Raw genomic sequence first — 23,451 nt, forward strand, 5'->3', positions numbered from 1 at the left:
GAAAGCATGTCGGCGAAGCGAAAATTTGACCATGAGCGAAAAAGCGTTATATATCGGGATCATGTCCGGCACGAGCCTGGACGGTGTGGACTGTGCCCTTGTCGAGATTGATGACCAAAGTGTCACGCTGCGCGATGCACTCGACTACCCCTACCCTGACCATCTACGCCAAAAAGTGCTGGCGATGTGCCTTGGTCAGCCGACCCGATTAGACGAGATTGGCGCGCTCGACCATCAGTTAGGCCACCTTTATGCCGATGCAGCGCTGGCGCTCTTAGCGAAATCTGGCACTAAAGCCCGTGACATCGCTGCGATTGGCAATCACGGTCAAACCGTGTTTCATCAACCCAGCAGCCCGACTCCCTTTACCACCCAGCTCGGAGACGCCCATATCATTGCAGCCAAAACGGGTATCGACACAATCGCCGATTTTCGTCGAAAAGACATGGCGCTCGGTGGGCAAGGCGCGCCCTTGGTGCCGGCTTTTCACCAAGCCCTGTTTCCTGTGACAGATTCTAGCGTAGCGGTTCTCAACATCGGCGGCATCGCCAATATTTCGCTGCTTCGGCCAGGCAAACCCGTCATCGGTTACGATACCGGGCCGGGAAACATGTTGATGGATGCGTGGTGTGACAAACATCGCGGCGCCCCATTTGATAAAGACGCGCAATGGGCACAGCAAGGTCAGGTACATCCCCCTTTACTTGACGCTTTACTAACCGATCCCTACCTCACCCAACCTGCCCCGAAAAGTACCGGGCGAGAACATTACAACCTGCCTTGGCTGATGGCACAACTCACTCCTTTTTCACTGCCCACCGAAGACGTGCAGCGTACGTTGTGTGAGTTCACCGCCGTTAGCATTGCCAATGAAGTCACACGATACGCCGAAGGCCCCCATCCTGAGTTGCTGGTGTGCGGCGGCGGTGTTCGCAATCCGCTGTTGATGCGCAGACTGGCCGCCTTATTGCCACAATGGCAAGTGTGCTCCACAAGCGATAAAGGGGTCGACAGTGATAATATGGAAGCGATGGCGTTTGCTTGGCTAGCCTATCGCCGCCTATATGGATTACCGAGTAATTTACCCGATGTCACCGGTGCTCAGCGCTCAGCCTCGCTTGGCGTGATGTACTGGGCAGAAAAATAGGAACACTATGACTAACGATGCTTTGATTGCCGCCTTGTCTCATCTTGTGTCTGAAGGGCGCAACCCTGACACCATGGACATTGACCTGCAACCGTCGATTGAAATCGTCAAACGCTTAAACCAACAAGATAAGAGCGTACCGCTTGCCGTGGAGAAAGTGCTGCCCGAGGTGGCTCAAGCGGTCGACAAAATCGTCGAGGCGTTTCAAGTCGGCGGTCGACTGATTTATTTGGGCGCGGGTACCAGTGGCCGCCTTGGTGTGCTTGATGCCTCCGAATGCCCACCCACCTTTGGCGTATCGGATCAGATGGTGATCGGCTTAATTGCGGGCGGCCAAGACGCGATGTTTAAAGCCAAAGAAGGTGCGGAAGATGACCCGCAGCTTGGCGAGAGTGACTTGCAATCCCTCAACTTAACTCCAGATGATGTGGTGGTGGGCATTGCTGCCAGTGGTCGCACACCTTACGTCATTGGTGCACTGACCTACGCCAATGAGTTAGGCGCAACGACCGTTGCACTCTCTTGCAATCCTGACTCCCCCATCGCCGAGAGCGCAGAGATTGCGATAAGCCCAGTCGTGGGGCCAGAAGCGCTGACGGGTTCAACGCGGCTGAAATCCGGCACGGCGCAAAAGTTGGTGCTCAATATGCTGACCACCGCCAGTATGATCCGACTTGGAAAAAGCTATCAGAATTTGATGGTAGACGTAAAAGCCACCAACAAGAAGTTGCTAGCGCGAGCGACACGCATCGTCATGCAAGCGACAGATTGTGATAAAGCACAGGCCACAAGTACGCTCGAAGAGACCGAATTTGATGTCAAACTGGCCATTTTAATGATTCTAACTGGGCTGGGTATTGAAGAGGCTCGTGAGCAGTTGCATCACCAACAAGGCTTTCTGCGCGCGGCCGTCGAGAAACACCAGTAGCGCGCAGGGTTATTCAGTAAAGGATTATTGAATGTAAGAGTAAACTCGGTGCACTCGATCGTGGATGAGCCTTGCTTATCCATCATCAATTATTGTATTCGTCCCAGCCTCGCTTCCACTCCATGCGAAACTGCTGGGCAAACTCGGTGCCTTCACAGGCACCTTGGTAATATTGGCCTGATAATCCAATCTGGTAAGCAAAATTGGGGTTACAGTACTCTTGTACACCCTCGCCATAGCCTTGATCGTAATCGTGCTGTTTAACGACGCCCAAGCTAGACAGCTCTTTGAGCGTGCGTTGGCTATTCCCTCGCACACCATCTTGATAGCCGATTTCATACCAATCGCCCTGCTGGGCAAGCTGTTCCACAGACGCACTGCAACCAATGAGTAGCGCGATAGCACTGAATGAAGTGACACTGAAAAGCGTCGTCAGTCCGATTCTCACTCGATATCCTTTTTGATGATTGATTATTAGTAGCTAGACACACCTACTACACCACTAAAGCCGATAAATAGCCACTCCCGCCGCGAAAAAACCACTCATTACCCATACAGACCACTTAACTCACCAAACAACCACTGACCTAACCAGCACACGAAACTCGCCAAACAGCGGAGTAACATACAGGGTGTATCAATAAAACTAACACTAAGGAACGAGCTATGTTGTGGTTTTTAACCTGTGTCGCCGCACTCATCGGCGGGTACTTTATCTACGGCGCTTTCGTCGAAAAAGTATTCGGAATCAATGAAAAGCGTCAGACGCCTGCCCATACCAAAGCGGACGGTGTCGACTATGTGGCCATGTCCACACCTAAAGTTTATCTAGTCCAACTTCTTAATATCGCTGGTGTCGGCCCGATTTTTGGTCCGATCATGGGTGCGCTGTACGGCCCTGCTGCGATGCTGTGGATTGTCATCGGTTGTATCTTCGCCGGCGCTGTCCATGACTACTTCTCAGGTATGCTGTCGATTCGTAATGGCGGCGCTTCCGTACCGACGATTACCGGTCGCTACCTAGGTAATGGCGCCAAACATTTCATGAACATTTTTGCCATTGTCTTATTGCTGCTTGTAGGTGTGGTCTTCGTTTCTGCGCCAGCCGGTATGATCACCAATTTGATCAACGACCAAACAAGCCTCAGTGTCAGCATGACGACCATGGTGATTGCGATTTTCGCCTACTACATCATCGCGACTATCGTTCCAGTAGATAAGATCATTGGTCGTTTCTACCCGCTGTTCGGCGCGCTGCTTATCTTTATGTCTGTCGGCCTCATGACAGCAATCGCCTTCTCTAGCGAGCATACCGTCATGGGTGATTTCCAAGTCTCTGACATGCTTAGCAACCTCAACCCGAATGACATGCCGCTCTGGCCAGCACTGTTTATCACCATCGCATGTGGCGCTATTTCAGGTTTCCACGCCACTCAGTCACCACTGATGGCACGTTGTATGGAAAACGAGAAAAACGGTCGCTTTGTTTTCTACGGAGCCATGATCGGTGAAGGTGTGATTGCCCTCATCTGGTGTGCGATTGCGCTTTCATTCTTCGGTTCGCTAGAGTCACTGTCAGAAGCAGTGAAAAACGGTGGCCCAGGTAACGTTGTCTACAGCGCCTCTTTTGGTCTGCTTGGCGTCTTTGGTGGCATCATCGCCTTCCTAGGTGTGGTGATTCTGCCTATCACTTCCGGTGACACTGCGTTTCGTTCGAGCCGTCTGATCTTGGCTGAGTACTTCAACATGGAACAGAAAACACTGCGCAACCGCCTACTGATGGCCTTGCCTCTGTTCGTGATTGGTGGCGTGTTGACTCAAGTAGACTTCGGTATCATCTGGCGCTACTTCGGTTTTGCAAACCAAACCACTGCGGTGATGATGCTTTGGACAGCGTCGGCGTATCTGCTTCGTCACAACAAACTGCACTGGATTACCACAGTACCAGCGGTCTTCATGACCACGGTATGTGTCACCTTTATCTTAAACAACAGTACGCTAGGCTTTGGTCTGCCGATTCAAGTGTCTACCATTGCGGGTATCCTATTCGCACTGGCCGTGACCGTGTACGTGATTAAAACCTCAAAAGGAAAAGGGGAATCTGAGCTTGCGGATGAAGAAACGCCGCAAACCGTCACCAAGACTGCCTAATTCAATCCACCTTCGCTTCGCACTGCTGGCCTGAATGGCCAGCCAAAGAAAAGGCTCCCATTGGGAGCCTTAATTATTTTGCAGGTGATTTGATTAGCGCGAGAGCCGTCCGTTGCCTCAATCAACTTGTTTGATCTGCAACTCTTTCGGCACTTCAAAGAACATGTTCTCTTCACGGCCTTGGATCTCTTCGATCTCTTTTGCTCCGCCAAGGGCCTTAATCCGATCAAGGATTTGGTTCACTAACTCTTCAGGGGCTGATGCCCCAGCCGTGACACCGACTTTCGCTTTACCTTCTAACCATTGCGGCTGCACATCTTCAGGGCAATCGGTCAAGTAACCAGGGGTACCCAGCTTTTCCGCCAACTCTTTGAGGCGCGTGGAGTTCGAGGAGTTTTTCGAGCCGACAACAATCACCACATCCACATCTTGCGCCATTTCACGCACCGCATCTTGGCGGTTCTGGGTTGCGTAGCAGATGTCGTCTTTGCGCGGCCCTTGAATATCGGGAAACACGCGACGCAGCTCATCAATCACATCGGCGGTTTCATCCACCGATAAGGTGGTTTGGCTGACATAGTGAAGATGCGAAGGGTCTTTGACTTTCGCCTTCAACGCCATCACATCACTTGGGGTCTCAACTAGGTACATGCCCCCTGTTTGACTGGCATACTGGCCCATGGTGCCTTCCACTTCAGGGTGACCGGCGTGGCCGATGAGCACCACCTCCATGTTCTTGCGGCTCGCTCTCGCCACTTCCATATGGACTTTTGTCACCAAAGGACAGGTGGCATCAAACACAGTCAGAGCACGTTCTTTGGCCTCTTTGCGTACCGCTTGCGACACGCCGTGAGCGGAGAAGATGACGATGTTGTCGTCAGGCACTTCACTCAGTTCTTCAACGAAGACGGCCCCACGTTGCTTTAAGCCTTCAACCACAAATCGGTTGTGTACCACTTCATGGCGAACATAGATTGGCGGTTGATACATCTCCAATGCACGCTCAACTATGCTGATTGCGCGATCAACACCAGCACAAAAGCCACGGGGGTTCGCTAACAGAATTTTCATTTCATTGCTCATCGAGTCATCGTCTTCAATTGGGCGGTTATTCTACTGATAAAATTTCAACTTCAAAAGTCACATCTTGCCCAGCTAATGGGTGGTTGAAATCCACCGTGACGGAGTCGCCCGCGATTTCAGTGATAATGCCGGGGATTTCCATGCCATCAGGGCCTGAAAATGCCATGATTGTGCCCACTTCAACTTCGGCATCGCCGACGAATTTGGTTCGGTCCATGTGATGAATGTTATCTGGATTGGGTACGCCAAACGCATCGCTGGCGGCGAGCTCTATCGATTTACTGTCACCTTGCTTGAGGCCAAGCAAACATTGCTCAAAATTATCACTCAAACTGCCATCACCAATCACTAACTTGGCGGGCTTACCCATGTTGTGGGTACTGTCGGCAACAGATCCATCTTTCATCTTGATAGTAAAGTGCAGCGTTACTGCGCTGTCTTGGGCGATTGTCATCACGTTATGGCTTCCTTGTTATTGTCATTCTTCGGTCTCACTCTGCGACCACTTTTTCTCGTTTTGCGTCCAGTTTCTAGCTCTGCGTCCAGTTATAGTAAAAAGCGCCGTCCGAATCAACGGACGACGCCTAAGGTTATTGCTGTCACAGACCTTTACGACTCATGCTTGGCTCTTTTTGCTACGAAAACCGTCCAAAATGATCATCGCGGCGCCAATGCAAATGGCACTGTCTGCCAGGTTGAACGCAGGCCAATGGTAATTACCCCAGAAGAAATCGAGATAATCGACCACAAAGCCGTGGACTACACGATCAAAAACGTTCCCCACCGCGCCGCCAATAATCAGCGCGTAGGCGATGTTGTTCCACTTTTCGGTGCTCGGCAGTTTGCTCATCCAGTAGCTAAGTAGCCCCGTCACTATCACAGCGATCGCAGTAAAGAACCAGCGCTGCCAGCCAGCCTGATCACTCAAGAAACTGAATGCCGCGCCATAATTGTGAACGTAAAGAAGATTGAAGAAGGGTAAGACTTCGATACGATTTGCCCAGCCATACCCCATGTTATCCATCACCAACAACTTAATCGCAATGTCTGCGACAAAAATCACCAATGCCAACCACAGCCAACGTAGGCCAGATTGTTTTAATGTCAATACGTGCTCACTCATGCTCTTACCTAAAAACAGCCCCAGTGTATACTGGGGCTGTTTATTTGACTTAAAGTTCAATGAATTACGCGAATTTACGCGTTTCACCATCGCCTTCTACGTTGGAGACACAGCGACCACAAATGGCTTCGTGACCCGCAATCGTGCCCACGTCTGGCGTGTGGTGCCAACAGCGATCGCACTTCTTCGCATCAGTGGCATGCACTTCAACGAACAAACCGTCCAGCTCTGTTGCTTGCGCCGCATCGCTTTTCTCGCTCAGTGGTTTCACCACAGCAGCAGAGGTCAGGAGTACGAATCGAAGTTCATCTTCCAGCTTATTGATTTTCTCGGCTAACGCGTCGTCTGCGAACAAGGTGACTTCCGCTTGTAATGAGCCACCGATGGTTTTCTCTTTACGTGCATCTTCAAGCAGCTTGTTCACGCTACCACGAACGGCTTGAATGTCCGCCCAAAACGCGTTGTTGAGTTCTTCACCTTGTGCAAGACCAAACAGGCCATCAAACCATTCGCCGGTAAAGACGAACTTGTCGCGTGACTCACCGCTTGGCAAAGCACTTGGCATTTCATTCCAAATTTCATCGGCAGTGAATGACATGATCGGTGCCATCCAACGAACCAAGGCTTCGACGATGTAGTACAGCGCCGTCTGACAGCTGCGTTGAGCGTGACCACCACGTTTCGCCGTGTATTGACGGTCTTTAATCACGTCTAGGTAGAATGAACCCATCTCGATAGAACAGAACTGCATCAGACGCTGTGTCACCGCGTGCGTGTTGTACTCGCCGTACGCTTTGACAATCTCTTCTTGCGCCGCCAATGCGCGACCCACAGCCCAACGGTCCAGTGCCACCATCTCTTCTGCTGGCACAATGTCTGTCGCTGGGTTAAAGCCACTGAGGTTCGCTAAAAAGAAACGCGCGGTGTTACGAATACGACGGTAAGCATCCGCCGAGCGTTTTAGAATTTCGTCTGAAACCGCCACTTCACCTGTGTAATCTGTCGATGCGACCCACAGACGCAGAATATCTGCACCCAGTTTGTTGGTCACATCTTTCGGTGCCACAACGTTACCGATGGATTTCGACATTTTACGGCCTTGACCGTCAACCACGAAACCGTGCGTCAATACTTGTTTGTATGGCGCTTCGCCTTTCATCGCAATCGATGAAATCAGTGAAGACTGGAACCAACCACGGTGCTGGTCTGAACCTTCAAGGTAAAGGTCTGCACTGTTGCCGTTGTACTCTTCACGAGCATCAACCACTGAGTAGTGGGTGACACCAGAGTCGAACCATACGTCTAGCGTATCCAGTACTTTTTCGTAGTGATCGGCTTCTTCGCCAAGCAGTTCTGAAATCTCCAGATCCCACCAAGCCTGAATGCCTTTCTGTTCAACAAGCTGAGCGACTTTCTCAACCAGTTCAATCGTATTTGGATGAAGCTCTGCGGTCTCTTTATGTACAAACAGAGCAATAGGCACACCCCAAGTACGTTGACGAGAGATACACCACTCCGGACGACCTTCAATCATGCCTTCAATACGGCTTTGACCCCATTCTGGCATCCACTCAACACCCTTGATGGATTCCAGCGCCTTAGCACGCAGACCTGCTTGATCCATCGACACAAACCACTGTGGAGTCGCGCGGAAGATGATGGGCGTTTTATGACGCCAGCAGTGTGGGTAACTGTGCTCGTAAGCATGGTGATGAAGAAGTGCGCCTTTCTCTTTCAGCGTTTCCACCACGGCATCGTTCGCTTTGAAGACGTGTTGACCGGCAAAAAGCTCGGTATCCGGTAGGTAAACACCGTTTGACCCCACTGGGTTTGCCACTTCTAGGTTGTACTTGTTACCCACAGCGAAGTCTTCTTGACCGTGGCCAGGCGCAGTGTGTACCACACCCGTACCCGACTCAGTGGTCACGTGATCGCCAAGGATAGCTGGCACAGTGAAATCGTAGAACGGATGTTGGAATTGAGTCAGTTCAAGATCCGCACCTTTCGCAAAGCCTAGGTTGTGGAAATGCTCGATACCCGCACGGTCCATCACGTCTTTCGCCAATTCAGCAGCGACGATGATGCGCTCTTTTGTCTCACCTTCAACTTGAATAAGGACATACTCTAGATCATCACGTAGACACACCGCGCGGTTCGCCGGCAACGTCCACGGCGTGGTCGTCCAAATAACAATCGAAATCTCACCTTCGCCTTCGTGGCCTTCATTGAGGTTAAACTTCGACAGCAGTGCAGCTTCATCCGCCGCTTTAAAGCGCACGTCAATAGAAGGAGAGACTTTGTCTTTGTATTCCACTTCTGCTTCCGCGAGCGCACTGCCACAGTCTGTACACCAGTGAACCGGTTTAAAGCCTTTTAGCAGGTGGCCGTTGTCGGCAATCTTACCCAACGCGCGAATGATGTTTGCTTCTGTCGCAAAGTCCATGGTGCGGTATGGTTTGTCCCACTCACCCATGATGCCTAAGCGCTTAAAGCTCTCTTTTTGACCTTCTACTTGGCCCTGTGCGTATTGACGACACTTGTCACGGAACTCTGCCGCCGATACCTTTTGCCCAGGCTTACCCACTTTCTTTTCTACCATCAATTCAATAGGTAGACCGTGGCAGTCCCAGCCAGGGATATAAGGCGCATCGAAGCCGGAAAGCGTCTTCGATTTAATAATAATGTCTTTAAGAATCTTGTTTAGTGCGTGACCAATATGAATGTCACCGTTGGCGTATGGAGGGCCATCGTGTAGAACGAAAGATTTTTTGCCTTTCTTCGCTTTACGGATTTCACCGTAAAGGTCTTCTTTATACCAACGCTCGAGCATTTCTGGCTCACGGTTCGCCAGGTTGCCGCGCATTGGAAACCCTGTTTCAGGAAGGTTCAGGGTATCTTTATACTCACTCATCGATTCTTAATTCCGTTGTGTTGGGCGAAAGTTAGACATTAGGCCAAACGGTGGACTAAACCGTTTAGCGGTTATGCTGACGCAGCCACACCCTTGCTGCCTCAGCATCCAATTCAATTTGTTGTTTTAAAGCGTCGAATGACTCAAATTTATGCTCATTACGCAGCTTATGTAAAAGTACGATTTCTAGCTGTTTGCCATACAAGTTGGCTTGAAAGTCGAATAAATGCACTTCGAGTTGTTGCCGAACTCCGTTGACGGTCGGGCGATTGCCTATGTTGGCCACGCCGCCAATCGGCTGTGGGCCTAGACCTAGTGCCTCAACGACGTACACGCCAGAGACCGGCGATACGCAACGTTTCAAAGGGATATTTGCAGTAGGAAAACCTATCGTTCTTCCCAATTTTCGGCCGTGGGATACACGCCCACTAATACTGTAGTCACGTCCGAGCATCGTCGCGGCCAGCGCTAAGTCATCTTTTGCAAGCGCGTCACGAATCAAGGTGCTGCTGACACGGTCGGTTTGCAGACAAAAGCTTTGCGTACTCACCACTTCAAAACCGTGGATTTTACCCGCTTGTTTCAGCATCTCAAAGTTACCAAGACGGCCGCGACCGAAGCAAAAATCATCGCCCACGACCAGAAACTTAACACCCAAACGCTTGACCAACAAGTCGCTAATAAACTCGTCAGCCGTCAGGTTGGCAAACTCTTGATTAAAGTTCACGCATAGCAGTCGCTCAAGGCCCAATTTGCTTAACTGGACAAATTTGTCACGCAGACGCGTTAAACGCGCTGGCGCATTGTGCTTGGCAAACAACTCCAATGGTTGCGGATCAAAAGTCATCACGGTTGACGGCAAGCCTAGCATGCTCGCTTGTTGCGACACTTGACGCAGCACAGACTGGTGGCCTAAATGTACGCCGTCGAAGTTTCCTATCGTCAACACACACCCATAATGCTGGGCTTTGATGTTATGAATCCCTCGAATTAATTCCATTGGACGTTGATAAAACCTGTGTATTTGTGATTACTAAAGCGTGAAACTGACGGATTATATACTAATCCGCGTTACTCTGTCGCTGCTTTTAAATCTTTTGCTCGCACGCCCATCACCAGTAGTGACAATAGGTAAACCCCTGCGCCAAGACCGATTAACAACGCCAGTGACACCACTCTCTCACTAAGGCTCCACGCCAGCCACACCGACATGCTTTCCAGTTGTGAGCTTATCGCCGCGACCATCAAACCGCCGGCAACGATAAGCTTGCCAACAAACCACCACGTTCTACTGGTCAATTGATAGACCCCCGCGCGATGCAAGCCTCGGTAGAGCAGCGCCATATTGACAAACGCAGAGAGCGCGGTCGCCATAGCAAGACCCACATAACCATAAAACCAAGCAAAAATGGCGTTAAACACCATGTTGGAAACCATGGCGATGATGCCGTATTTGACCGGCGTTTTGGTATCTTGACGCGAGTAGTAACCAGGAGCTAACACCTTGATAAGCATAAAGTTCAGCAACCCTGAGGCATACGCCACCAGCGACAGCGAGGCAAACTGGACGTCTTGCGCTGAAAACTCACCGCGCATGAATAGCACCATCAGCATCGGTTTGGCCAGCACCATCAACCCTAGCATTGCCGGGATCCCAAGTAGCGTGACCATTCTTACCCCCCAATCCATGGTGTGGGCAAATCCTTCACGCTGCTCATCAACGTGCTTGCGAGATAGCGCCGGCAAAATAACGGTCGCAATGGCAATACCAAACAGGCCGAGAGGAAATTCCAGCAATCGATCCGAATAGTAAAGCCAACTGATCGAGCCTGTTTGAAGAAAACTGGCAATAAAGGTATCAAACAACAAGTTGATTTGACTGACCGATACCCCAAAGAGCGCAGGGATCATCAGGGTGCGAATTTTCACGACCCCGGGATCACGCCATCCCCACTTGGGCTTGACCATCACACCGGCTTTAATAAGAAACGGCAGTTGAAAAAGAAACTGGACTAGACCGCCCAAGAACACCCCAATCGCCAGGCCAATTTCAGGCTGCGCCAATTGAGGGGCGATCCACCACGCCGAAGCGATGATCATCACATTGAGAAACACCGGGGTAAAAGAGGAGACCGCAAACTTACCGAGCGTATTGAGGATCGCGCCAGACAGCGCAACAAAGGTGATGAACCATAAATAGGGAAAGGTAATTTTGAGCATCAGACTGGCCAGCTCAAATTTTTCCGCCGATGGTCCGCCACTCAGCCAATCGAGAAACCAGCCAAAACCAAACAGAGCCGTGACGACACCCGAGCCCAACACACCAAGCAGTGTCACAATAGAAACAATGACGCCGAGCGTTCCGGCCGCGCGGGCAATCAGTTGGCGGGTTTTCTCCTCATCACCAGTGGCGTGATATTCGGTCAATACCGGCACAAAGGCTTGAGAAAACGCGCCTTCTGCAAACAGGCGGCGTAAAAAGTTGGGAATTTTATTGGCGAAAAAGAAGACATCAGCACTCGCCCCTGCGCCCATCAAGTTTGCGACCACTACGTCGCGCACAAGGCCCAACACTCGAGAAATCAATGTCATAGCACTGACAATCATGCCTGATTTTAAGAGACGTTTACTCACGACTACCTCAAGAACTCGCTCATACTAACAATTCAGTGCTTGGGTTATTAGGGAATAACTCATTGAGAGCAGATTAGTATTAGCATTGAAAAAAAAATACTGATAGAATCCCCGCCATCTTAACCGTGAAGACCTTTCTAATCCAAAATTTGTTTGGCTGCGATGGGTTTTTGCACAAATCATTTGACATTTAGGCGCAAATGAGGGATATTCCTCGCCCTTAAATTGTCACCGAACTAAAGTTTTTGGGAGTTAGACCCTTGGCAAATAGTAAATCTGCTAAGAAGCGCGCTATCCAAGCTGAGAAACGTCGCCAGCACAACGCTAGCCGTCGTTCTATGATGCGCACTTACATGAAGAAAACTGTTGCTGCTATCGAAGCAGGCGACAAAGCTGCTGCAACTGAAGCATTTGCTGCAGTTACACCAATCCTAGACCGCATGGCAACTAAAGGCCTTATTCACAAGAATAAAGCTGCTCGTCATAAGTCTCGTTTCGCTGCTGCAATCAAAGCTCTATAATAGAACTCTGATTTCCCAGTGAAGAAAAAACCGGCTATTGCCGGTTTTTTTATATCTGAAATTTGTCGAACCTTACACCAGTTCTTGTGGTAATCCATGCATCAAGAACAGTAAAGATGGTGCAACAGCTCGATCATCTTCTTCACTTCTTCGCTGTGAAGAGTGTAATACACCGTCTGCGCTTCTTTGCGCGTCACCACGAGTTCATCACGACGTAGCCACGCTAAGTGCTGAGATAGCGCAGACTGACTTAGCTGCAACTGCGCGGATAGCTCCCCAACCGACAGCTCTTGGTTATGCAAAAGACACAAAATCTGCAAACGTCTTTCGTTCGCCATCGCTTTGAGTAAGACAACTGCTTGAGCAGAGTTCTTTTCCATCTCTTCCAGATTCATCACTACCTACCCCTAAACCCGATGAGCAAAGAAGCCCTCACTTCCCGCACCTGATACTCTTTTATCGCTGTTTCGGCCCATTTGCCGCAGGCTGCTGATAGTAATCTAAATAAGAACAGTAATCTATTCTCATTTAGGCAAGGTTATAAATTAAACAAAGAATTGAAATCTGCGTCACACACATTTTTCACCGCCGGATGTTGAATCATTCGCTCAGCAAATATCACGTAGTACTCTTCTTTTAGCTCCTCAATATCACCGATGTGTTGCAGCGGCAGATCGCTATCCACTTCCGAGACATATAAAGAAGGCGCCAAAAAGATCACGTCTTGATGATAACGAGCAAACGCCTTCATGAGCGCAGCGTCATCAAACTCGCCCAAAATATTCGGTTGTAAACCCTGACGATCAAACCATTGCAGCACTTTGCGCCCCATTGCCGTGCGACTACCGGGGATCAGCAGTTTTCGATGCTCTAACACACTGGGAAAACTCGCCCCAGCCACTTGGCCACTGCAGAAAAAGCTCATCTTGCACTCACCCAGTTTTTTACTGTACAGACCTGGACTTTGGCTTGAGTCCACCGGGCAATCAGACAAAATCATATCCAACTTGTGCTGCGACAATTGCTCAAGCAACATTTCATGCGTCGATTCAAAGCAGCGTAAATGAATACTGTTGTCTTGCGGCACCGTGGTCATCAGGATCTTGCTAACCAAACGCTTTGAGAGCGCATCCGCCACCCCCACATCAAACAGCAGGTTGGAACGTTGGCTGTAATTGACGATATCCAACATCTCATAGCTTAGACCAAACATCCTGTCCGCATATTTATAGACCAATTGACCCAGTTCAGTGGGCTCGATGCTGCGTCCGTTGCGCTTAGTCAACTTTCCATCCATGCGCTCTTCTAACGCTTTGATCTGGCCAGTGACCGTTTGCGGCGTTAAAAACAAGGCATCTGCAGCTTTCGTCACTGAGCCTTGTTTGCACACCATCCAAAAATAGTAGAGGTGGTTATAGTTCAAATGAGACATAGGGGGAACAACTTCAATAAGCGCACAATAGATATGGGTTATATCAAAACTCGTTGATGACAACAATAACTCGTCAAAACCGAATGATCATTGACTTTTCACTACTAATACCGAAATTTTACAATAACTTTATGACACTATTCTGTCATAAAGCTGACGAGAGAAAGCCGTTCAGTTGAATTTTTTGTCAAAAAATGCGCTCGTGCACAGTTTTATCAATACAGAAATAATTAATAATTTTCAATAAGTTAACTCAATCGTAACGTAAGAATTACACCGATAAGCCTCGCTATCCCTCAAAAAAGACCGCATTACATAGAAATGTAATATTACTGAAATATTTCCTCTCTAACATCAGCCTCAATTTCAACAACCGACCAATAAGTATTAAACGGTCCACGGAGAAAATTATGAACCAAGCTACTACTACAGCAGCACCAATCTCGAGTACGACTCGCTGGTTACGCTGGGCTAACTTGGCATTCATGTTATACCTACTACTACTTGCTGTTTCTATGGTAGGTAGCGGCTTTAAATGGGCAACCGGCGATCAAGCTAAAGTCCTATTTGAATTTGCGTCACACCCTATTGCTGGATTAATGATTGGCTTGACGGCCACCGCCTTGATCCAATCCTCAAGTACCGTCACCTCTATTATTGTCGGTTTGGTGGCAGGTGGTTTACCTGTTGAGACCGCCATTCCAATGATCATGGGTGCCAACATTGGTACAACAGTCACCAACACCTTGGTCTCTCTTGGTCACATTCGCAATAAAGAAGAGTTCAAACGTGCGTTCGCCAGTGCCACGATTCATGACTTCTTCAACCTGCTTGCTGTTGCTATCTTCCTTCCGTTGGAAATGATGTTTGGCATTCTTGCGAAGATCTCCCACTGGCTGGTCTCTCCGTTCCTTGCAACGGGCGACATGAGCATGAAAGGCTTGAACTTCATCAAACCTATCACTAAGCCTGTTGTGAATGCCGTTAAGGAGCCGTTGGCAACCTTTGGCGACACCATGGGTGGGGTGCTATTGATTGTTCTAGGTATTGCGACCATCTTCGTGGCCATTACTGTTATGGGTAAATTAATGAAGAGCTTGATGGTTGGCCGTGCTCGTGAGATTTTGAAAAGCGCTATCGGTCGTGGTCCTATCCACGGCATCGTGTCTGGCTCTGTAGTGACCGTACTGGTTCAATCTTCATCTACTACGACCAGCTTGATGGTACCGCTTGTAGGCTCTGGCGTGCTGAAAGTCCGTGACGTCTACCCATTCACTCTGGGTGCGAACATCGGTACTTGTATCACAGCCTTGCTTGCTGCAACGGCAGCCTCGGGTGAGTTCGCGGTTTTTGCACTGCAGATTGCCTTAGTGCACCTCGCATTTAACGTATTGGCCACCGTGTTCATCTTCGGTATTCCGTTCTTACGTGAGCTACCGGTCAAAGCCGCCGACATGATTTCAGACATGGCGGTGAAGAACAAAGCGGTCGTCGCCGCCTATTTGGTGACAGTATTTTTAGTCCTACCAGGCGCTATCCTTGCACTGACAACCTAAACACACTTGCCATCGCATACTAAGCCCTCGACCTCGGTTGAGGGCTTTTTTTATACAAAAAAACCAGCGAGTACGCTGGTTTCTTGTTAATCATTACAGTGCGAATGGCTATTACACTGAGAACGGATAGTGGATTGGGTCATGGTGCTCATACCCTTCCACCCAAAAGTCATCCAAGGTGACCCACGTTTCCAAATCTTCCAAGGTTTTGATCTCTGGGTTGATGTGGAACGTGGGCGCGGCCAAAGGTTCACGCTTCAACTGAACATCTCGCATTAGGGCTAACTGGTCTTCGTAGATGTGTGCATTGACAATCTTGTGGTAGGCTTGTCCGGCTTTCTTGCCCGTAATTTGCGCCATGATCGCCAAGAAGACATACACTTGAACCATATTAAAATTCAGACCCAACGGTACATCACACGAACGCTGTGTGCTGTTGAGGTACAAGGTATCCCCAAGCAGAGAGAAATGGTGGCTATACATGCACGGACGTAAACAGCCCATATGAAACTCACCCGGGTTATAGAAATTGAGGATTTCACCGCGATCATCCACGCCTCGAGTCAGGTCATCGACAATTTTTCGCAGCTGATCAATATGACCGCCATCGGGTTTGGCCCAAGCTCTACCTTGAACGCCGTAGACGCGTCCCATGTCATCGTCACCTTTGCGGTAAGGGTTCTCAAGCCAAGCGGTATTTAAGTTGGCATTGGCATCCCAAGTTTTTGTGCCTAACTGACGAAAATCAGCGGCATTGTCATACCCTCGGATGTATCCAAGCAGCTCCGCCACAGCGGCTTTCCAAAAGCTCTTACGAGTGGTCACGAGTGGGAATTGATTTTGCGCCACATCATAAGTGAGATCGGCATTGATCACCGTTAGGCAACGCTTGCCCGTGCGCTCATTTTCTACCCATTCTCCTTGGTCAACGATGCGCTGACAAAGATCTAAATACTGTTTCACAGCCAATCCTTACTTCGTTTGTTGTGGTAATTCGTCTTTATAAAGCCCACGTCGATATGCCCAAGCGACCATCAAGGCACCAATGATCACCATTGGTAGAGACAAGATTTGCCCCATAGAGATAAACCCGCCAAAGAGGCCCAAATGCGCATCAGGCTCACGTACGTACTCGACCAAGAAACGGAAGGTACCATAACCGGCAAGGAAGAGCCCTGATACAGCGCCAAGCGGACGCGGCTTTTTAATAAACCAGTTGAGAATAAAGAACAGCACTATGCCTTCGAGCAGCATTTCGTATAACTGAGACGGGTGACGCGGCAGTGGACCACCATTTGGGAAGACAAACGCCCAAGGCACATCCGTCACACGCCCCCACAGCTCGCTGTTCATAAAATTACCTAAACGGCCCATACCGAGACCAAACGGCACCAGCGGGGCGATGAAGTCGGCCACACCGAAGAAGGTTCGACCGTTCTTTTTCGCGTACCAGAACATCGCGCTAATGACTCCCAGCAGGCCACCGTGGAATGACATACCGCCGGTCCATACTTTAAACAGATAGAGCGGGTCTTGAAGGAAGAGGTCAAAGTTGTAAAACAGCACATAGCCAACTCGGCCACCAATGACCACACCGAGAAAACCAGCAAACAGCAAATCGGACACCTGCTCTCGTGTCCAGCCACTGCCGGGCTTATCTGCGCGGCGGTTCGCTAGCCAAAGAGCAAAAGCAAATCCCACCAAGTACATTAAACCGTACCAACGGATAGAGAGTGGGCCAATGGAGAGTAATACCGGATCAATATTTGGAAAGTCTAGATATCCCTGGGACATAGGAGAGATTCTCTTGTGGTGTTCAATGAGTTCAAGATAGAAGTTGAGAGTGCGTCACAGTAGCATAGTTCCCGCAACGAACATTAAAAACAGTGCAAATATTTTTTTCAGCCTCGTGGTTGGCATACTGGTCGCTAATGTCGCACCAAAACGAGTGGTCAACATTGAGGTGGAGGCGATCGCCACTAAGGCAGGTAGATAGACATAGCCGAGGCTGCCCACGGGCAGCGCTTGTGCCTGCATGCCGTTAAGAATAAACCCCAACATGCCCGAGATGGCTAACACACAACCACAGACCGATGACGACCCGACCGCTTTTCTCATTTCAATCCCATGACGATTGAGAAACGGTACCGACAACGACCCACCACCAATCCCGGCCAGACTCGACACCACACCAATTCCCATCCCCGTCGAGAGCGTTGCCGCGTGCCCCGGCATTTCTCTCGTTTGAGTCGCTTTGAGAGAAAACAGCATTTGCAAAGAGAGCATCAGAACAATGCCTCCAAACACTTTGGGTAAGTAAGCGGCCGGTATCCACTCTGCGACGTGCGCGCCAAGAAAGCCGCCAATCACCACACCGGGCATCAACCATTTGATGACGAACATATCGACATTACCCAATTTAAAGTGGTTGAGGGCCGATGAGCCGGAAGTGATGATAATCGACGCAAGCGAGGTCGCGAGGGCCATGTGCATGGCGATATCAGGATCAATCCCCGCCAACGGGAGTAAGAAAAGCAACGAGGGGACGACAATCAAACCGCCGCCAATGCCAAGTAAGCCCGCCATCATGCCGACAAAGGCACCGAGTACCAGCAATAAGCCAAGAAATACTACAAACACTGCCTATCCTATCGTTTACCTGCGCGAATAAAGCCGGCAAAACCTTTCTGCTCAAAAAAGGCCTGCATCATAGCATAGATGTCTTTTCCATAAGCTTGTGACAGCGCATTTTGCGCCAAATGTTGCAGCTCATCGACTTGAGTATGTCTGAGGAGATATTTGATCTTAGCGACATTCGAGGTATTCATACTCAGGCTTCGATACCCCAACCCCACCATCAACATCGCCCCGATCGGATCGCCCGCCAACTCACCACAGATGCACACCGGAATGCCTAACTCATCGCAGGTACGGCGAATGTGATCCAGAGCCATCACCACCGATGGATGCATAGATTCGTAGACATCGGCCACGCGTGAGTTATTGCGATCCACCGCCAACAGGTATTGAGTTAAGTCGTTCGTCCCGATAGAGACAAAATCGACTTTCTCAGCAATCATCGGAAGCAGATAAATCATCGAAGGCACTTCAATCATGACGCCAATTTGCGGCATGCTCAGTCGCTCATCGAGCAGTTTGACTTCTTGATAAGCCCGCTCAATCAGCGTGATGGCATCATCCAACTCCTGCGCCCCTGATACCATTGGCAGCAAAATACTTAAGTTATGATGCGTCGTGCTCGCGCGTAGCATCGCGCGTATCTGCATCAAGAAAATATCGGGATGATCTAAGGTAAAACGGATGCCGCGCCAACCAAGAAATGGATTGTCCTCTTCAATCGGCAGATAGGGTAAGGCTTTATCCCCGCCGATATCAAGCGTGCGCATCACCACTCGTTTATCTGGATAACTATTGAGTACCGCTTGATACTGCTGGGTTTGCTCTTCTTCCGAGGGAAACCGGTGCTGAAGCAAAAAAGAAATTTCGGTTCGATAGAGGCCAACCCCATCAACGCCCTGATTGATGGCAATGTTGGTGTCTGCGCTCAGACCAGCATTGAGCATCACTTCCACTCGTTCACCATCCTGAGTGCAAGCCGGAGCTTGAATGGTCTGATTGACCAAGTTAGACAGCTCCGCCTCTTCGTTGACCAGCGCGCGATACTCTCTCAGTAACTGTTTACTCGGTGAAATCAGAATCTTACCGCTGTAACCGTCGACAATCCCCTGCTTACCATTGATCGCTTTGAGATTGAGGTTTACGCCCATCACGGCCGGAATACCGAGCGCACGCGACAAAATCGCAGCGTGCGAGTTCGCCGCGCCCTCTAAGGCAATCACCGCCAGTAACTTGTCTTTAGGGATAGAGGCGAGCAAAGAAGCGGTCAGTTCACGCACCACGAGGATGATTGGGCGCTCAATCAATTGCTGCTCTTTGTCGGTATTGTGCAAGAAAAACAGTAAACGTTGACCCAGCTCGCGAATGTCTTGCGCCCTTTCTCGTAGATAGAGATCCGACATGCGGGCAAAACGGTTCGAGTAGGATTCGACCACTTGTCTCAACGCCCAGTCAGCTCTATCGCCTTTTTGGATTTGCGACTTGAGATCTTTGCGCAACATGGGGTCGTTAAGCAAGTGGGTAAAGAGGTCAAAAATGGCTAAAGCGTCTTTGTTGATTTCACTATCGAGCTTTTTACGCATACGACGAAAATCGCCGAGCGCTTCTTCAATCGCCAGTAAGAGCCACTCTTGCTCTCGTTCGATATCCAGTGTAGAAGCTGGATACACCTCAGATAACTCTGGCTGAGTATCGTCCCACCAGAACTCACCAATGGCCACACCACTTGAGGCAGGCAGCCCTCGAATCGCTTGCTGCTTTTTCTCTAATCGCCAATGACCTTGGGTTTGAGCATGGGCAATAATCACCGCAAGCTGCGCCGCTAGGGTAACAAGGAAGGACTCCTCCATTTCGTCAAACTGACGCGGCGTCTTTTGCTGCACCACCAAAACACCCAACACTTGCTTACGGTGGATAATCGGTGTGCCAAGAAAGCTGTGATAAATCTCTTCACCCAGCTCGGAGAAGTATTTGAAATCCGGATGTTTGGAGGCTTCAGCGAGGTTGAGCGGCTCAGCACTGCGCTTGACCAAACCTACCAAGCCCTCTTCAAAGCGGATATGGATTTTATCCCCTTTAAAGCGCAGACCTTGAGTCGCCATCAGCTCAAGGCGCTGCATTTCTTCATTTGCAAGATAGACAGTACAACACTCCGTACTCATCGCGTTGCACGTTTGCTTAACCAATACATCTAAGGCCTGATGCACATCATCGACCTTAGAAACTTGTTCAACTATTTCCCTTAGTTGAGACAGCATGTCTATCCTCTTTTGTGTTTACGTTTGCCTTTCGTCCTGCGTTCTTTGAACGGCATTGCCATCGAGGCGAACTCTTTCATTGCGCGGCGATACACATCACGCTTGAAAGAAACCACTTGTCGCACCGGATACCAATAACTTACCCAACGCCAACCATCAAATTCAGGGGAACTCCCGTGCTGCATATTGATCTTTGCTTCATCACAATCTAGCCGCAGGAGGAACCATTTCTGTTTTTGCCCGATACAAACAGGTTTTGAGTCCCATCGAACCAGCCGTTTAGGTAGTTTATACCTTAACCAATGACGACTCGTTGCCACTATGGTGACATCACTCTTTGTTAAACCCACTTCTTCATACAGTTCCCGATACATTGCTTGCTCGGGAGTCTCACCGTCGTCAATTCCCCCTTGAGGAAACTGCCAAGAATGTTGTCCGTATCGTTTAGCCCAGAATACCTGACCATGGTTGTTACAGATTACAATTCCCACATTTAAGCGGTAACCATCGCCATCTATCACTGGCCACCCTCTAGTAAAATCTTTTATTACAGTGATTTTTCCACATATCCCCAATCGGAGCAAACTTCCTATTGTGACTCACACTCAATTTATGGCGTCACGCACCTACTCTGCATATTTTTCGGTCAACCCTACAGTTATTCACACAGTTGTGAGACATGGCCCACATTTATTCACCTTTTCTGTGTATAACTATGTGAAGAATCTCGGTTCAACTGATCATTTTCCCGCCAAGTCTCACCTAGCAAAATAAAACAGAAAGAACGCTACGCCACAAAATCATTTAAAAACAATATAATAGAAGAAGACAACTTATTACCAATCCCTTTTTATCTGACATATTTCACGCACAACACAGATCGGTTAAAGATCCACCACAGGACACTTTATCCACACAGGCAAGGTGTAAAATAACAACAACCGCAGAAATCAAGCCTAAAATAGCCCTAAAATCCCTGTTAATTGATCCAGATATTAAAAATATTGCTTAGTGGCGATGAAATTCTGTGGATAAGTCTATTTAGTAGGATCTTTCACCACTTGGGATCCCAAGCAAGATTTCATCGCTCGAATGGATTCGATACAATGGCTCACCGACCTTAAGGAATCGTATTGATGAAACCAGCCCCACACTCCGAGCAAGAACTGTTTGAACGAGCTAGCCAAATCGCAGGGCTCACCTTTGCAGAACTCGCCCAGGAAGCCCAGATGACGGTGCCGGCAAATCTACAGCGTGACAAAGGCTGGGTCGGTCAATTACTGGAATGGCATTTAGGCGCTACCGCAGGCAGCAAACCACAGCAAGACTTTGAGCATCTCGGGATTGAACTTAAGACCATTCCCATCAGTTATAGCGGTAAGCCACTGGAAACCACCTTTGTTTGTGTCGCCCCTTTAACGGGAGTGCATGGTTTAACATGGGAAAACAGCCACGTCAGAAACAAGTTATCACGGGTACTGTGGGTGCCGGTTGAGGGGGAACGAGAAATTCCACTGCCAGAGCGGCGTGTTGGCTCCCCGCTTTTGTGGTCGCCAAGTGTCGAAGAAGAACGTCAATTGCGAGCGGACTGGGAAGAGCTGATGGAGATGATCGTACTTGGCCAAGTCAGCCACATTACCGCTAAGCACGGTGAAGTCCTGCAAATCAGACCGAAAGCCGCCAACAGTCGAGTCTCAACCGACGCCTACGGCGCAACAGGAAAACGCATCAAGACGCTACCTCGCGGCTTTTACTTGCGTACGCAATTTACCGCCAACATACTCGCTCGTCATTTTATTTAGCGCCAGCTCAATGCGTCGTGAGCGACAACGCCACATCGTGAAAACGAGGTCCACTGCCCGAGCCACACTCATCATAGGTGTTGTGCAATCTTAAGTAGGCGCGCTCAACACCGAGTTTCAACAGCGCCTCTCTTACCTGCTCTATCGAATCAAAATGAAGGGGTTCTTCTCCTTCTCTGATGGGTTCGAGCTTATGCTTGTATTCCACCGCTAACAAGTATTGCGATACATCGGAACATCCGATAACGAATACCTTGGGCGGCTGATAACTCTCTTTGTGATCGCCGTGAATCCATTTATCTAACTGAACTTTTTGCATCGCGCACCTTCATCCCTTAAAAACCTGGATCTCTTAAAGATAGTCAAGACGCAGAATTTTGCGAAATTGTTAATAAACCCTATATCCACCAGCCACACCTTGCCCTATATTGGAGTTATCTCCACTGGAAACTAGGAAGGTTCATGCAATACAACAAGTTACCGCACTCATCTCTCGAAGTCAGTCAGATTGCTCTTGGAACCATGACCTTTGGTGAACAGAACACAGAGCAAGACGCATTCAGTCAGCTAGATTATGCCTTAGAGCGTGGCGTCAACTTTATTGATACCGCCGAAATGTACCCGGTACCGCCCAAAGCGCAAAGCCAGGGGTTAACCGAAACCTATATTGGCAACTGGCTCAAAAAATCAGGTAAGCGTGAGAAAGTCATTTTAGCGACCAAAGTCGCCGGTCCACGTAGCGTGCCTTATATCCGTGACAACATGAGGCTCGACTGGCGTAACATTCACCAAGCCATTGATGATAGCTTGCAGCGTTTGCAAACCGACTATGTCGACCTGTATCAAATCCACTGGCCTCAGCGTCAGACGAACTGTTTCGGTCAGCTTAATTATCCTTATCCGGATCAGCAGCAGGAAGTCACCCTGATCGAAACCCTAGAAGCCTTGGCGGAATTGGTCCGTGCAGGAAAAGTACGCTATATCGGCGTCTCTAACGAAACTCCTTGGGGAGTGATGTCGCTGCTCAAACTCGCAGAGAAGCATGAGTTGCCACGGATCGTTTCGATTCAAAACCCCTACAATTTACTTAATCGCAGCTTTGAAGTCGGGCTTTCTGAAATCAGCCATTTCGAAGGCGTGCAACTTCTGGCCTATTCCCCGCTCGCCTTTGGCTGTTTGAGTGGTAAATACCTTGATGGTGCCAAACCCACAGGCGCCCGTTGCAGCTTGTACGAACGCTTTGTGCGCTACTTTACGCCACAAGGGAT

Annotated in this window: 22 protein-coding genes; 7 read left to right on the forward strand and 15 right to left on the reverse strand. The window is 49.4% G+C overall.

Going from position 1 to position 23,451, the window contains the following annotated elements; translation table 11 throughout:
* The first annotated feature begins 31 nt into the window (after positions 1 to 31).
* Both AC6R1A_RS07865 and murQ read left to right on the forward strand, forming a co-directional pair.
* Complete coding sequence (locus AC6R1A_RS07865) at positions 32 to 1,147, forward strand: anhydro-N-acetylmuramic acid kinase (protein ID WP_500632707.1); 1,116 nt, start codon at positions 32 to 34, stop codon at positions 1,145 to 1,147.
* Between the two features lie 7 nt (positions 1,148 to 1,154).
* Positions 1,155 to 2,075 (forward strand): N-acetylmuramic acid 6-phosphate etherase, encoded by a 921-nt coding sequence (gene murQ, locus AC6R1A_RS07870; protein ID WP_500632708.1) that lies wholly within the window; start codon positions 1,155 to 1,157, stop codon positions 2,073 to 2,075.
* A gap of 85 nt (positions 2,076 to 2,160) precedes the next feature.
* Here murQ and AC6R1A_RS07875 read toward each other — a convergent pair whose 3' ends face one another.
* Entirely contained in the window at positions 2,161 to 2,517 is a 357-nt protein-coding gene (locus AC6R1A_RS07875) for a DUF2799 domain-containing protein (protein WP_487901928.1), read from the reverse strand.
* A gap of 224 nt (positions 2,518 to 2,741) precedes the next feature.
* Between AC6R1A_RS07875 and AC6R1A_RS07880 the strand changes: the two genes are divergently transcribed.
* Entirely contained in the window at positions 2,742 to 4,226 is a 1,485-nt protein-coding gene (locus tag AC6R1A_RS07880) for a carbon starvation CstA family protein (RefSeq protein WP_500627988.1), read from the forward strand.
* 117 nt (positions 4,227 to 4,343) lie between these two features.
* On the opposite strand, the gene ispH is transcribed toward AC6R1A_RS07880, so the two are convergent.
* The 6 genes from ispH to murJ all read right to left on the reverse strand — a co-directional run bounded on the left by ispH (position 4,344) and on the right by murJ (position 11,977).
* Positions 4,344 to 5,309, reverse strand: a complete 966-nt coding sequence (gene ispH / locus AC6R1A_RS07885; protein ID WP_500632709.1) for a 4-hydroxy-3-methylbut-2-enyl diphosphate reductase — start codon at positions 5,307 to 5,309, stop codon at positions 4,344 to 4,346.
* Between the two features lie 25 nt (positions 5,310 to 5,334).
* A complete protein-coding gene (gene fkpB / locus AC6R1A_RS07890; RefSeq protein ID WP_500632710.1) occupies positions 5,335 to 5,766 on the reverse strand; it encodes an FKBP-type peptidyl-prolyl cis-trans isomerase in 432 nt (143 codons plus the stop codon).
* A 159-nt stretch (positions 5,767 to 5,925) separates the two neighbouring features.
* The gene (gene lspA / locus AC6R1A_RS07895) at positions 5,926 to 6,432 is read right to left on the reverse strand and encodes a signal peptidase II (protein ID WP_500632711.1); all 507 of its coding nucleotides are present in this window, start codon (positions 6,430 to 6,432) and stop codon (positions 5,926 to 5,928) included.
* Positions 6,433 to 6,496: 64 nt separating this feature from the next.
* Positions 6,497 to 9,343, reverse strand: coding sequence for an isoleucine--tRNA ligase (gene ileS / locus AC6R1A_RS07900; RefSeq protein WP_500632712.1), 2,847 nt, complete (start codon positions 9,341 to 9,343; stop codon positions 6,497 to 6,499).
* 64 nt (positions 9,344 to 9,407) lie between these two features.
* Positions 9,408 to 10,343 carry a bifunctional riboflavin kinase/FAD synthetase gene (ribF, locus tag AC6R1A_RS07905; protein WP_500632713.1) on the reverse strand — a complete coding sequence of 312 codons (936 nt, stop codon included), beginning with the start codon at positions 10,341 to 10,343 and terminating at the stop codon, positions 9,408 to 9,410.
* A gap of 71 nt (positions 10,344 to 10,414) precedes the next feature.
* Complete coding sequence (gene murJ / locus AC6R1A_RS07910) at positions 10,415 to 11,977, reverse strand: murein biosynthesis integral membrane protein MurJ (protein WP_500632714.1); 1,563 nt, start codon at positions 11,975 to 11,977, stop codon at positions 10,415 to 10,417.
* 260 nt (positions 11,978 to 12,237) lie between these two features.
* Between murJ and rpsT the strand changes: the two genes are divergently transcribed.
* Positions 12,238 to 12,498 (forward strand): 30S ribosomal protein S20, encoded by a 261-nt coding sequence (gene rpsT / locus AC6R1A_RS07915; RefSeq protein ID WP_004744855.1) that lies wholly within the window; start codon positions 12,238 to 12,240, stop codon positions 12,496 to 12,498.
* A gap of 101 nt (positions 12,499 to 12,599) precedes the next feature.
* Here the strand turns inward: rpsT and AC6R1A_RS07920 are convergent, their stop codons facing one another.
* Both AC6R1A_RS07920 and nhaR read right to left on the reverse strand, forming a co-directional pair.
* The gene (locus AC6R1A_RS07920) at positions 12,600 to 12,893 is read right to left on the reverse strand and encodes an ArsR/SmtB family transcription factor (protein WP_334554121.1); all 294 of its coding nucleotides are present in this window, start codon (positions 12,891 to 12,893) and stop codon (positions 12,600 to 12,602) included.
* Positions 12,894 to 13,036: 143 nt separating this feature from the next.
* Complete coding sequence (nhaR, locus tag AC6R1A_RS07925) at positions 13,037 to 13,930, reverse strand: transcriptional activator NhaR (protein ID WP_500630098.1); 894 nt, start codon at positions 13,928 to 13,930, stop codon at positions 13,037 to 13,039.
* A gap of 410 nt (positions 13,931 to 14,340) precedes the next feature.
* On the opposite strand from nhaR, the gene AC6R1A_RS07930 reads away from it, so the two are divergent.
* The gene (locus tag AC6R1A_RS07930; RefSeq protein ID WP_487901857.1) at positions 14,341 to 15,486 is read left to right on the forward strand and encodes a Na/Pi symporter; all 1,146 of its coding nucleotides are present in this window, start codon (positions 14,341 to 14,343) and stop codon (positions 15,484 to 15,486) included.
* 111 nt (positions 15,487 to 15,597) lie between these two features.
* On the opposite strand, the gene AC6R1A_RS07935 is transcribed toward AC6R1A_RS07930, so the two are convergent.
* The 5 genes from AC6R1A_RS07935 to rppH are packed head-to-tail and all read right to left on the reverse strand — an operon-like array spanning position 15,598 to position 20,902.
* Entirely contained in the window at positions 15,598 to 16,449 is an 852-nt protein-coding gene (locus AC6R1A_RS07935) for a thymidylate synthase (protein ID WP_500632715.1), read from the reverse strand.
* 9 nt (positions 16,450 to 16,458) lie between these two features.
* Positions 16,459 to 17,280, reverse strand: coding sequence for a prolipoprotein diacylglyceryl transferase (lgt, locus tag AC6R1A_RS07940; RefSeq protein WP_334554044.1), 822 nt, complete (start codon positions 17,278 to 17,280; stop codon positions 16,459 to 16,461).
* Between the two features lie 54 nt (positions 17,281 to 17,334).
* Positions 17,335 to 18,126 carry a sulfite exporter TauE/SafE family protein gene (locus tag AC6R1A_RS07945; protein WP_500632716.1) on the reverse strand — a complete coding sequence of 264 codons (792 nt, stop codon included), beginning with the start codon at positions 18,124 to 18,126 and terminating at the stop codon, positions 17,335 to 17,337.
* Between the two features lie 8 nt (positions 18,127 to 18,134).
* Entirely contained in the window at positions 18,135 to 20,381 is a 2,247-nt protein-coding gene (gene ptsP, locus AC6R1A_RS07950; protein WP_487901853.1) for a phosphoenolpyruvate--protein phosphotransferase, read from the reverse strand.
* 2 nt (positions 20,382 to 20,383) lie between these two features.
* Complete coding sequence (gene rppH / locus AC6R1A_RS07955; protein WP_334554039.1) at positions 20,384 to 20,902, reverse strand: RNA pyrophosphohydrolase; 519 nt, start codon at positions 20,900 to 20,902, stop codon at positions 20,384 to 20,386.
* A 615-nt stretch (positions 20,903 to 21,517) separates the two neighbouring features.
* On the opposite strand from rppH, the gene mutH reads away from it, so the two are divergent.
* Positions 21,518 to 22,183 (forward strand): DNA mismatch repair endonuclease MutH, encoded by a 666-nt coding sequence (gene mutH / locus AC6R1A_RS07960; protein ID WP_500632717.1) that lies wholly within the window; start codon positions 21,518 to 21,520, stop codon positions 22,181 to 22,183.
* A 7-nt stretch (positions 22,184 to 22,190) separates the two neighbouring features.
* Here mutH and AC6R1A_RS07965 read toward each other — a convergent pair whose 3' ends face one another.
* Positions 22,191 to 22,502 (reverse strand): DUF6482 family protein, encoded by a 312-nt coding sequence (locus AC6R1A_RS07965; RefSeq protein WP_487901851.1) that lies wholly within the window; start codon positions 22,500 to 22,502, stop codon positions 22,191 to 22,193.
* Between the two features lie 143 nt (positions 22,503 to 22,645).
* On the opposite strand from AC6R1A_RS07965, the gene AC6R1A_RS07970 reads away from it, so the two are divergent.
* Positions 22,646 to 23,451: NADP(H)-dependent aldo-keto reductase (locus AC6R1A_RS07970; protein ID WP_500646171.1), on the forward strand; the 806-nt coding region annotated here is incomplete at its 3' end.

This window comes from Vibrio sp. R10-SG3-ISO3 (assembly GCF_059834225.1).

Bases quoted from the DNA above. Each gene is read 5' to 3' on its own strand.
- AC6R1A_RS07865 (WP_500632707.1), top strand. From the start codon at position 32: ATGAGCGAAAAAGCGTTATATATCGGGATCATGTCCGGCACGAGCCTG.
- mutH (WP_500632717.1), top strand. From the start codon at position 21,518: ATGAAACCAGCCCCACACTCCGAGCAAGAACTGTTTGAACGAGCTAGC.
- murQ (WP_500632708.1), top strand. From the start codon at position 1,155: ATGACTAACGATGCTTTGATTGCCGCCTTGTCTCATCTTGTGTCTGAA.
- nhaR (WP_500630098.1), bottom strand. From the start codon at position 13,930: ATGTCTCATTTGAACTATAACCACCTCTACTATTTTTGGATGGTGTGC.
- ptsP (WP_487901853.1), bottom strand. From the start codon at position 20,381: ATGCTGTCTCAACTAAGGGAAATAGTTGAACAAGTTTCTAAGGTCGAT.
- AC6R1A_RS07920 (WP_334554121.1), bottom strand. From the start codon at position 12,893: ATGAATCTGGAAGAGATGGAAAAGAACTCTGCTCAAGCAGTTGTCTTA.
- ileS (WP_500632712.1), bottom strand. From the start codon at position 9,343: ATGAGTGAGTATAAAGATACCCTGAACCTTCCTGAAACAGGGTTTCCA.
- AC6R1A_RS07965 (WP_487901851.1), bottom strand. From the start codon at position 22,502: ATGCAAAAAGTTCAGTTAGATAAATGGATTCACGGCGATCACAAAGAG.
- lspA (WP_500632711.1), bottom strand. From the start codon at position 6,432: ATGAGTGAGCACGTATTGACATTAAAACAATCTGGCCTACGTTGGCTG.
- AC6R1A_RS07880 (WP_500627988.1), top strand. From the start codon at position 2,742: ATGTTGTGGTTTTTAACCTGTGTCGCCGCACTCATCGGCGGGTACTTT.
- AC6R1A_RS07930 (WP_487901857.1), top strand. From the start codon at position 14,341: ATGAACCAAGCTACTACTACAGCAGCACCAATCTCGAGTACGACTCGC.
- ribF (WP_500632713.1), bottom strand. From the start codon at position 10,343: ATGGAATTAATTCGAGGGATTCATAACATCAAAGCCCAGCATTATGGG.
- ispH (WP_500632709.1), bottom strand. From the start codon at position 5,309: ATGAGCAATGAAATGAAAATTCTGTTAGCGAACCCCCGTGGCTTTTGT.
- lgt (WP_334554044.1), bottom strand. From the start codon at position 17,280: ATGTCCCAGGGATATCTAGACTTTCCAAATATTGATCCGGTATTACTC.